8 protein-coding genes are annotated in these 10,342 nt (G+C 55.3%); 6 read left to right on the forward strand and 2 right to left on the reverse strand.

The genetic code is table 11. From position 1 onward, the window contains the following. The first annotated feature begins 78 nt into the window (after positions 1-78). The 3 genes from ABWO67_RS16795 (at position 79) to ABWO67_RS16805 (ending at position 3,678) form a co-directional block, all read left to right on the forward strand. Positions 79-366 carry a twin-arginine translocation signal domain-containing protein gene (locus ABWO67_RS16795; protein WP_353153638.1) on the forward strand — a complete coding sequence of 96 codons (288 nt, stop codon included), beginning with the start codon at positions 79-81 and terminating at the stop codon, positions 364-366. 81 nt (positions 367-447) lie between these two features. Beyond that, on the forward strand, positions 448-2,448 hold the full coding sequence (locus tag ABWO67_RS16800; protein WP_353153641.1) for a LodA/GoxA family CTQ-dependent oxidase: 2,001 nt from the start codon (positions 448-450) through the stop codon (positions 2,446-2,448). A gap of 3 nt (positions 2,449-2,451) precedes the next feature. Beyond that, positions 2,452-3,678: an NAD(P)/FAD-dependent oxidoreductase gene (locus tag ABWO67_RS16805; RefSeq protein ID WP_353153643.1), complete on the forward strand. Its 1,227-nt coding sequence runs from the start codon at positions 2,452-2,454 to the stop codon at positions 3,676-3,678. A 9-nt stretch (positions 3,679-3,687) separates the two neighbouring features. On the opposite strand, the gene ABWO67_RS16810 is transcribed toward ABWO67_RS16805, so the two are convergent. Both ABWO67_RS16810 and ABWO67_RS16815 read right to left on the reverse strand, forming a co-directional pair. Further along, positions 3,688-4,662 (reverse strand): tripartite tricarboxylate transporter substrate-binding protein, encoded by a 975-nt coding sequence (locus ABWO67_RS16810; RefSeq protein ID WP_353153646.1) that lies wholly within the window; start codon positions 4,660-4,662, stop codon positions 3,688-3,690. A 30-nt stretch (positions 4,663-4,692) separates the two neighbouring features. Continuing rightward, positions 4,693-5,859, reverse strand: coding sequence for a mandelate racemase/muconate lactonizing enzyme family protein (locus ABWO67_RS16815; RefSeq protein WP_353153649.1), 1,167 nt, complete (start codon positions 5,857-5,859; stop codon positions 4,693-4,695). A gap of 107 nt (positions 5,860-5,966) precedes the next feature. On the opposite strand from ABWO67_RS16815, the gene ABWO67_RS16820 reads away from it, so the two are divergent. The 3 genes from ABWO67_RS16820 to ABWO67_RS16830 all read left to right on the forward strand — a co-directional run. Then, positions 5,967-6,902 carry a LysR family transcriptional regulator gene (locus ABWO67_RS16820; RefSeq protein WP_353153652.1) on the forward strand — a complete coding sequence of 312 codons (936 nt, stop codon included), beginning with the start codon at positions 5,967-5,969 and terminating at the stop codon, positions 6,900-6,902. Positions 6,903-6,956: 54 nt separating this feature from the next. After that, complete coding sequence (locus ABWO67_RS16825) at positions 6,957-9,437, forward strand: DNA internalization-related competence protein ComEC/Rec2 (RefSeq protein WP_353153655.1); 2,481 nt, start codon at positions 6,957-6,959, stop codon at positions 9,435-9,437. 108 nt (positions 9,438-9,545) lie between these two features. Beyond that, positions 9,546-10,342, forward strand: a 797-nt coding sequence (locus ABWO67_RS16830; RefSeq protein WP_353153657.1) for a 3-methyl-2-oxobutanoate dehydrogenase (2-methylpropanoyl-transferring) subunit alpha, incomplete at its 3' end; no start/stop codon positions are given.

Below are 10,342 nucleotides of genomic sequence, written 5' to 3' on the forward strand. Positions count from 1 at the left end.
ATGAAGTAATCTGTATAATCGTCCGCACAACAAAGAGGTTTGGAATCGAGTAAGCGTAAGAACCAAGAGGAAGGGGACATGAATATCAAACGCAGGGATTTCATCAAGGCGTCCACAGCAGCCAGCGTTCTATTGCTGCCGGGCATTGCCATCGCCATGAAAGGCACCAACGCGATTAATATGCCGGCCCTGGCTGCCGATTCGCAAATCCAAAAATCGATCAAAGCCAGCTTCGGCGGCGGCTTCTCGGTACGCACTCATCGTCAATCCAACGGACTGACGCACGCCGACATAGAACACTTTGGTACTCGGTACGCGGTCACTTCTGCAGACTTGCTCGACTGGAAGATCGTAAGTCCTCTATAACTAGCAGGGGCTTTGCATTGCCTTCTGTCAGTGCTTTTTCAGCACCGACTTACTAAGAACAATTGGTAGAGGAGTTCAGCCGTGTCCGAGAATATAAAGAGTATTCGCATCCACCCTGGTATTGGCATTGCCCGCTTGGGTGACAGTGACGAGTTTTATATCGGTCCCGAAGCACCGGGGATCGTGGTCGATCCGGGCGGTAGCGATGGTCCGGGGCCTGATGGTGGAACCTACCGCGACAGCGGAGCCCGGCTGAAGCGGCAGGCGCAGCGCTATCGGGTATATGCCTACGATGCCAACGACAAGGTCATCGCAGAGCTTACGTCGGACTCGGGCCTGGTCCAGTCCGTCAACTGGCGAGTCCATGTCAGGAACATGAAAGCGGCGAACTATGCATTTCAGGGTGCATATTTGTTTGACCCGGACGAGTTGCGTAACCCGTCCATCCAGCCTGGCAAGCCGCCAATCGAACGTGATCAGTTAATTATCGATCCTGGTGTGCATACGATCGCTTCCGGGCAGACCGGGCCTGTCGTCATGAAGGGCGATGTATTCACTGGCATTGAAAAAAGTACCTTGCCGGGCGAATTACGTTTCGAGGGTTTCACGCCGAAGGATCCTTCGAAAGAAGTCGAGGTCACTTATAAAGCGGCCAAGGATATCGAGTTGGGGCAGCTTCGCCTCGACGCCCAGGATCGCCTGCTTTTCGTGCCCGCGCCCGGGAAAGGCGCATGCGTCACGACACCCAAGGTGGTGTTGTCGAACCCGAGTGAAACCGTCTCCCCCCCGAACGGTCCGGATAACGGCAAAAATCCGCTGACGAATCAATTTGCCTATTTCAACGTGCCGGGCTGGTGGGACGATACCTGTGGCGGTGAAATCGACGTCACGGTTACGCTGAAGGACGGCACCGTCTTGAGCACACGCGACAACGTGAAATCGGCAACCGACGAAGGCACGCGAAATCCGAAAGCAGGTGCATGGATCGTCACCGCGCCACCGAAATTCGCACCCCATATGTACCACGTGGTGTCCATTCTGGATCGCGTCTACGAGACTTTCCCAGAAGCTCACCCCAATGCGGGGCAGAAGACGAATTTCTACCGCGATATTTATCCGGTGTTTGCCAAGGCGGTTAATTACGGTTGGGTGAGCCCCCAAGCGGCTGGCGTCACGCCCGAAACAAAGAACATGGCCCATGGCCCGGGGCAGCCGGGCGATTTGCTCACCCCCCAGTACATGGCGTTGTTGTCCGATCCCTCGGAAAAAAGCATGCCGGTAAGACAGATGGTTTATGGCCTGATGCGGCATGCTCCCGGGAAGCGTGGACGACTGGTCGATTCCATAATGCCGCCTCCACCGCAGCGGCCAACCAGCTGGAAGAGTGAAGAGTTCGCCCGCGCCGAGGAAGACCGCAAGATGCCCAAGCTGTGGGGTACGGGCGGCAAGCCTCTACAAAACCAGCAATTGGGTCACAAGCTTCCAGATCAATTCTTGAGCCTGACCGACTTGCAGTTGGATCAATTGAAAAATTGGGCAGAAGGAAACTTTGAGGTCGGTGTCCCGCAAAAGCCCATTCCGCTCGAGAAATTGCCATTGGCCGAACAGCCGCACGCACTCGACAGTTCGGCTCTCGAACCGACTATCGGCGGCGGCTTTCACCCGGGCATAGAATTCCCGTATCTGATCCTCTATAAAGAGTTTTTCGCCGAGGCGTTTCGTGTGAACAAAGGTATCGAGCCCGGTTCGCTCGCTGCCTATATGTCTAGCCCATGGCAAGGCGATTTCTGGTCGTGTAACGTGGCATGGTGGCCGACACAACGGCCAGACATCGTTTTTGAATACGATAAAACCAACCAGACCAGAACTTATAAGGAATGGTTCCGCGGATACGATGCTGACGGCGAGCCGCTATCGTCTACCGATGGTTACCAACAGATGGAGTATGCCTGGCCGAAGTTGGGGATGGTGCTTCCAATCAAGACCGAGAACGGCGAATTATTGACACACAATGGTTCTATCGTGTTCGTCGAACATGAGCGCGATCCGGCGTTGAACCGGCCGCCCGCTAAAGGCAAATAATTTTTGTCAACGACGCAACATGACCTAGTCCATACAACATGGGACGTTGTTATCGTTGGCGCTGGACCGGCAGGAGCTGCAACCGCGATCACGCTGGCCAGGTTTGGCCAGCGTGTGTTGTTGGTGGAAGGGCGGGTATCCACAAGTTTCAAACTGGGCGAATCGCTGCCGCCGACCTCTATCGGTCTGGTCAAGCACTTCCTGGGAGACCCTGAGGATCCAGAACAGGATCTTCCAGGTGTTTACAGAACCGCTGGCAACGTGTCGTTATGGGGGACCGAGCAGGCTGATGTCGCTGACTTTTTCTTCACGTCGACCGGCTTCGGCCTGTGCGTAGAACGCTTGTCTTTCGATGAGGCCCTGCGATCAAGGGCGGTTGCCGCCGGTGCGACCTTGCTTCAGGGTTTTCGTTTTCAGTCCTGCGAACGTATTGCTGACGATGCTTTTAATTGGCAACTGACGCTAGCTTCAGAAACCCAGTCGCTTGAGCATCGCGCACGTTATCTGGTCGACTGTTCGGGCCGGCGGGCGGTCGTGGCCGGAGCGCTTGGCGTCCAGACCGTCGACCACGACGACCGATTGTTTGCCTATGCGCAATGGTATTCACTCGTGGGCGCAGATGATGACCGCTATACCCGTATCGAGGCCGCGCCACACGGTTGGTGGTATAGCAACCGCTTGCCAGGAAATGATGGCAATGAAACCAGGCGATTGGTGGTGTTCCACTCCGACAAGGACTTGCCGGCGGCAAGAACGGCTGGGCGTCGGGAAGGCTTTGACCGGCTGTTGGATGAATCGACGCACATCGCTCCATTGCTCAAAGCCAAGGGTTATCAAGCTTGCGGCACTATCCGAGGTGCGCCGGCCAACAGCCAGCGATTACAGGACTTCTGCGGTGAGGCCTGGATGGCAGTGGGTGATGCCGCCCAAGCGTATGATCCGCTGTCGTCCCAAGGCATAGACAAGGCACTCAGGACGGCCAGCCACGCCGGGCACATGATTCATTACGCATTGACGGATTGTGTACAGGGCACGGCGGGGCTGGATCGCAGCAATCAGTACGTTCATCAATACGATGAACAACAGCGCCAACTCTGGCAAACGTACTTGTCGCAACGAGATTTCTATTATGGCGTCCAACCCCGTTGGTCTGATCAGCCGTTCTGGCAACGTCGGCGGCAGTTAGGCAGCGGGGCTCAGCAAGAGGACACGGCAACGCAGCCTCTTTAGCCTCTTTTATTAATTAGGTTGCTGCCCCGAAGCACTGATTACCTTTGCCCAGCGATCCATCTCTTCGATCACATACTTCTTATGTCCGGAAGGTGCCAGGCGCTCGTCATCTATTATGGTCAGGCCCAAGGCTTCCTGTCGTCGTATAAGGTCTGGATTTTTCAACGCACTTCGAAGGGCAGCGTTAAGTTTTGCAAGGACTTCGGGAGGTGTGCCGCGAGGGGCATACAGACCATGCCAAACGGTGACGTTGAAATCAGCCAACCCGGATTCAGCCAAGGTTGGAACCTCTGCCATCGAAGGCAGCTTGAGTCGTTCAGTGCTGGTGACACCAAACGTTTTAACCTTTTTCCCTTCGATTTGCGTCACCGCATTTGTGGCTTGCTCGCACATCAGATCTACCTGGCCGCCCATCAGGTCGATCATAGCGGGCGCCGTTCCTTTGTACGGTACGGTCGTCATGTTTGCCCCTAAGGCGCTTTGCAGCATGAGGCCACAAAGGTGCGAGGCTGATCCCACACCTGCATTGGCAAGATTAACCTTATCGTTGTTCTCATTTATCCACTTACGCAGTTCATCGAAGCTATTTGCTGCAAGGGTCGGCTTGCTGATCAGGGTGGAAGGCGCTTCATTGATCAAGCCCAGGAATTCGAAATCATCAGGGACTTTATAACTGAGATCTTTATATAGAGAAGGCGCTGTGGCCATGCCGATGTGATGCACGAGCAGTGTGTAGCCGTCAGGTACGGCGCGTGCCACTTTTGCAGTGCCTATAGTGCCTCCTGCTCCCGTTGTGTTTTCAACGATCACCGCTTGCCCCAAGGGTTTGCGTAATGCTTCAGCTACGTCACGAGCGATTTTATCGCTAGGCCCGCCGGCGGCGAACGGAACAAGCAGCGTGACGGCTTTTTCGGGGAAATCGGCTCGGGCGGCTAAGGATATCCCGGCCAGTGCGACGGCCAACGCGATTTTCTGAAAATTCATGATGTTGTCTCCTCTTGGTTTGAATGTTCGCTATGCCGACAGGGACTGCATTACGCGATACAAATCCGCCTTCCCCTCGAAACCGATACCGGGTAATTCGGGCATGGTGATGTAGCTGTTTTCGACTTTTACGCCATCGGGAAAGCCGCCAAACGGTTGGAACAGATCCGGGTACGATTCATTACCGCCCAGGCCGAGTCCAGCGGCAATATTCAGAGACATCTGGTGCCCTCCATGCGGAATACAACGACTGGCGGACCAGCCGTGCTCTTTGAGCATATCCAGGGTGCGCAGATACTCGACCAACCCATAACTCAGGGCGCAATCAAATTGCAGCCAATCGCGATCAGGGCGCATGCCGCCGTAACGAATGAGATTGCGGGCATCTTGCATGGAGAACAAGTTTTCTCCGGTGGCCATCGGGTTCTTGTAGTAACTGCGCAAAGCTGCTTGCAGCTCAAAATCAAGTGGATCGCCTGGCTCTTCGTACCAGAACAGATCATATTGCGATAGCGCTTTGGCATAGGCAATTGCGGTATCCAGGTCGAAACGTCCGTTCGCATCGACGCAGAGCCTCTGACCATCCTGGAGCACGCTGAGAATCGAGTCGATACGGCGCAGATCTTCATCCAGAGAAGCGCCTCCGATTTTCTTTTTGACCACACTGTAGCCACGATCAAGGTAGCTACGCATTTCATCTTTTAGCTTATTGTGGTCTTGCCCGGGGTGGTAGTATCCGCCAGCGGCATAGACAAAAACTTTCTTATTGGCATGCCCGTTGCCATAGCGGTCGGCTAGCAGCTGGAATAATGGCTTGCCGTCGATTTTGGCGACGGCATCCCAAACAGCCATATCTATTGTGCCTATCGCCACGGAGCGTTCGCCATGGCCGCCCGGCTTTTCGTTGGTAAACATGGCATCCCAAATCTTATGTGGGTCCAGATTATTACCACTGGCGTCGATTAGCGACGCGGGTTCTGCTTCAAGCACGCGCGGTATGAAGCGATCGCGCATCAGTTTGCCTTGGCCATAACGCCCGTTGGAGTTGAATCCGTATCCGATGACAGGCTTACCGTCGCGAACGACATCTGTCACAACCGCTACAAGACTCAAGTTCATTTTGCTAAAGTCGATGTAGGCATTTCGGATTGGAGAACTGATGGGAAGTGTTTTTTCAATTATGTTGACGATTTTCATCTGCCGCTCCTAAACTTCATTCCTTAGTTGAATTAGGTATGGTCGGCGTTCTTGCTCCTTAGGGCCAATGCTATTTTTCTCTTCTTCTATGCTTTGAAAGCACTGGCATGAACATATCTTGGCTTGAAGACTTCCTGGCTCTTGCGTCCACCCAAAACTTCTCGCGCGCTGCCGACTTGCGCCATATGACGCAGCCGGCGTTCGGTCGGCGTATCCGAGCGCTTGAAGAATGGTTGGGAACGAGCCTCTTTGACCGTAGTAGCCAGCCAATCACATTGACGGAGACGGGCGAGTGGTTTCGCAAAGTCGCGCAGAACCTGCTGACGCAAGTGGCGCGCCTTCCCGTAGAGGCGCGTGCGATAGAGGAATCATGGTCGACCACGTTGCAGTTTGCGGCAACACACACGCTGTCTTTCAGCTTTATGCCCAACTGGCTGCGCAGTCTAGAGCCTCGTGTGAGCGTAGGCGCTATACAGTGTGTTTCCGATATGCTGCAACGATGCGAAGGCCTCATGCTTCAAGGCAAGGTTCAGTTCGTTCTATGTCACACGCATCCACATGTTAAAGGTCAACTTGAGGTCGCAGGTTATCCGTCCATCCAGCTTGGGAATGACATACTGGTTCCGGTGTCGTCAGTAGATGAACGAGGCCAGCCGCTGCATCACCTGACAGCGAAAAATGCTCAACCCCATGTCATACAGTTGCTTGATTACAGCGCGGAATCGGGTATTGGCCGTATCTTGCATCAAACCTTGCGGCCTAGTTTGGATCGTTTATCTGTTCATACAGTTTTTACCGCTCATTTAGCCTCGGTGCTTAGGCCCATGGTGCTTAGCGGCCGGGGCATCGCGTGGTTGCCGCAAACCTTAATTAATGATGATCTGGAAGCAGGGCGTTTGATGCTTGCGGGTCCAGAGGAATGGCAGATTCCTTTGCAAGTTCGACTTTATCGCGATCGGTCAACATTGGGTAAAACAGCTGAAATGTTCTGGGAAGCTATTGCGAAGGTAGTAGTTTCCCAAGGGACAAACGCAGCCACTTAGGCCGTTTTTTTCGCTGCCGCGCCTTTACGCTAGAGCATTTGGGAGCGTACAGGCGTGACGGGACGTTTCTGCCTGCTGGCCTTCGTCGCCGCAACCGGGGCTGTGCATTGGTTTCCTTACTTGCCGGATCAAAAGCTATGGACAGGCGGCCTTGCTGCGGTGGCTGTCGCCTCGGCCTTGGTTTTCTTTTTGGCAAAAACATACCGCTGGCGCTTGCTGTTTCCTTTATGGGCAGCGATCGCCGGATTGTTGATTACCGTTGCCCGTGCGGAATACCGGCTGGCCGACACACTGGATTCCAGCAACGAGAACCGTGTTTCCAGAGTGGTGCTGCGCATTGCCGAATTGCCTCGTTTAGGCATCGATAGCCGCCAGTTTCAGGCGGACGTCATTTCTTCCCTTCCCGAAGGTGTGCCGTCGCGTATTCTGGTCTCATGGGCTGCGGCAGATTGGGCGGGGCCTTTTGGCAAGAAAGATCGCAAACCGGCCGAGTTTCCGGAATTGATTCCAGGCCAGGTTTGGCGGATGTCGCTGACGCTTAAAAAACCGCACGGGAATCGTAATCCGCATGCGTTCGACTATGAAGCGTATCTGTTTGCGCAAGGGGTAAGGGCCACGGGTAGCGTACGGGGAAAGCCGCAATACCTGCACGATGAACCTTGGGCCAGTCTGCCGGTTATTGCGCAACGCGCCAGGCATTATGTGCGGGCCGCCATGCAGCCCTATCTGGAAGGCAAGCGCTATGGCGCCGTGCTGCTGGCCCTGGCGATAGGGGATCAAGCCAGTGTCGAGGCTTCCGATTGGCAAGTCTTTAATCTCACCGGTATTACGCATCTGGTTTCCATCAGTGGTTCGCACATCACCATGATTGCTGCGCTAGGGGGCAGCCTGGTTTTTTGGCTATGGCGCAGGCTGCGTTTCCGGGGGCATGCCTTGGCTGAACACTGGCCAGCGCAGGTGGCGGCGGCCGTGGCAGCGCTCTTCATAGCATGGCTGTACTGTCTGTTGGCGGGCTGGGGCGTACCTGCGCGGCGCACGTTCCTGATGCTGGCCGTCATCGCTGCGGCGTATTTGCTGCGCCTGCCCATGAATGCATCCAGACTTTTGTCTTTGGTTGCCTTTGCTGTCGTGGTGCTGGATCCATGGGCATTATTAGCCAGTGGGTTTTGGCTTTCATTCGGTGCTGTTTATGTTTTGATGGCCAGTGCCGGTTGGTGGGGCCAGCCGGTAGGGCGCGCGAAGGTTTCCCGTTGGCGTCGTTGGCGAGTGGCGCTGTCAACGGCTGTGCGCTTGCAACTCGCCATAACAGTTGGCTTGATGCCCTTGTTGGCGTTGATTTTTCACGAGGTGTCGTTGGCGTCGCCCCTGGCCAACGCCTATGCCATTCCGGTCATCAGCGTCGTGGTGACCCCGGTGTCCCTGTTGTTGGCGGGCGCTGCGCTGCTGCCGGGCCTTGAGCTTCCGGCGGCGGGCCTTGCCTGGCTCGGGCATGCAGCCATGGATTGGATCATGGTGCCTACTGTCTGGCTGGCTGATTTTCGCGCCGCCAGCATCTATGTTGCGGCAGCACCGTTGTGGCTGACGATTTTTGCCATGCTGGGATTGCTGCTGGCGGTGATGCCTTACGGTATTCCCTTTCGCAACATGGGCTGGCTGTTTATGTTGCCGGCTTTGCTATGGACGCCGAAGCGCCCGCCAGAGGGCGGGTGGGATCTTTATGCATTGGATGTAGGGCAGGCCAGCGCTGTCGTAATACAAACGGCACGCCATGCTTTGTTGTTCGATACGGGTTTGCGCAGCAGCGCAACGTCTGATGACGGAGTCCGCACGATATGGCCATTTATGCGCGCCATGGGTATCAAGAAACTCGATGTCATGGTTATTTCCCATGCTGATATCGACCACGCCGGAGGCTTGCGCAGCATGCTGCTGGCTGCGCCCGTTGAACAATCCTACAGTTCCTTTGATGTGCTTGAGTACTTGAAGCGTGAGGCGCGAATGTTGGGCGACCCCGGGGTGCTGCCGCCTTTGCCGCTGGCAATGTCGCCTTGCGAGTACGGTATGACGTGGGAGGCCGATGGGGTTGCATTTGAGTTTTTGTGGCCATTGACGCCGAATTCCATCAGCAAGCAATCCAAGCGCAGTCAGCGCAATGACGGTGGCTGTGTATTGCGAATCAGGGGGGTGCATCACTCTGCCTTGCTGCCCGGCGATATTGGCGTCTCGCAGGAAAAGGCTTTGGCGGATAGGGGGCTGGAGCCGGTTGACGTGGTGTTGGCGGCGCACCATGGGTCAAAAAACTCTTCCAGCCCGCAATTCGTAGATGCAGTTCAGGCCCGGCACGTAGTGGCCCAGGCGGGACTATGGAATCGTTATGGCCATCCTAGTCCAGAGGTTCAGGAACGTTGGCAAGAGGCTGGCGCTGAATTCTGGCGTACTGATCAGCAGGGGGCGTTTATTGTGCATTCCAGGCAGTCAGGATTGACAGCGCAAAGCGAAAGGCAGTTTGCGCGGCGCTATTGGCAGTCGCGTTGAGGCTTGCGAATCCGAGCGGAATCGGCGATGATGGAATCTGCCGTTCACAAGATGGCGCAAAAAAATAGTAGCGGTTCGAAAATTCCACAAGACATTTTTGAAGCAGACATGAGACAACATATTCCACTACGGCTACACGTGCCAGAGCCCTCTGGGCGGCCGGGCCACGCCACTGATTTTTCCTATTTGCATCTGGCCGAGGCCGGTGCGGTACGCAAACCCCCTATAGACACCTCCGCCATCGATACCACCGACATGGCTTATACCCTGGTGCGTGTTCTAGATGACAATGGCAACGCGGTCGGGCCCTGGGCCCAGCCCATTGATCCCAAGCTGCTGCGAAAAGGTCTGCAGTCCATGATCAAAACGCGTATTTTTGACGCGCGCATGGTGATTGCACAACGGCAAAAGAAAATGTCGTTCTATATGCAAAGCCTGGGCGAAGAAGCCATAGGCGTCGCGCAGGTCATGGCCTTGTCCAAGGGTGATATGTGTTTTCCTTCGTATCGCCAGCAGAATCTGCTGATTGCCCAGGATGTCCCCTTGTTCGACATGATGTGCCAGCTTTTTTCGAATGATCGCGATCATCTGAAAGGCCGGCAAATGCCTGTGATGTATTCCGTGCCCGATGCCGGTTTTTTTTCTATTTCCGGCAACCTGGCGACCCAGTTCGTTCAGGCGGTAGGGTGGGCCATGGCATCGGCCATTAAAGGCGATACTAAAATCGCTTCGGCCTGGATAGGCGATGGGGCGACCGCTGCCGCCGACTTCCAGACGGCACTGACTTTTGCTCATGTGTATCAAGCGCCCGTCATACTGAATGTCATTAATAATCAATGGGCTATTTCATCCTTTCAGGCGCTGGCCGGCGGCGAAAGCACGACCTTTGCCGCACGCGGCGTGGG

It is taken from the genome of Pollutimonas bauzanensis, assembly GCF_040393045.1.
Taxonomy (GTDB): domain Bacteria; phylum Pseudomonadota; class Gammaproteobacteria; order Burkholderiales; family Burkholderiaceae_B; genus Pollutimonas; species Pollutimonas bauzanensis_A.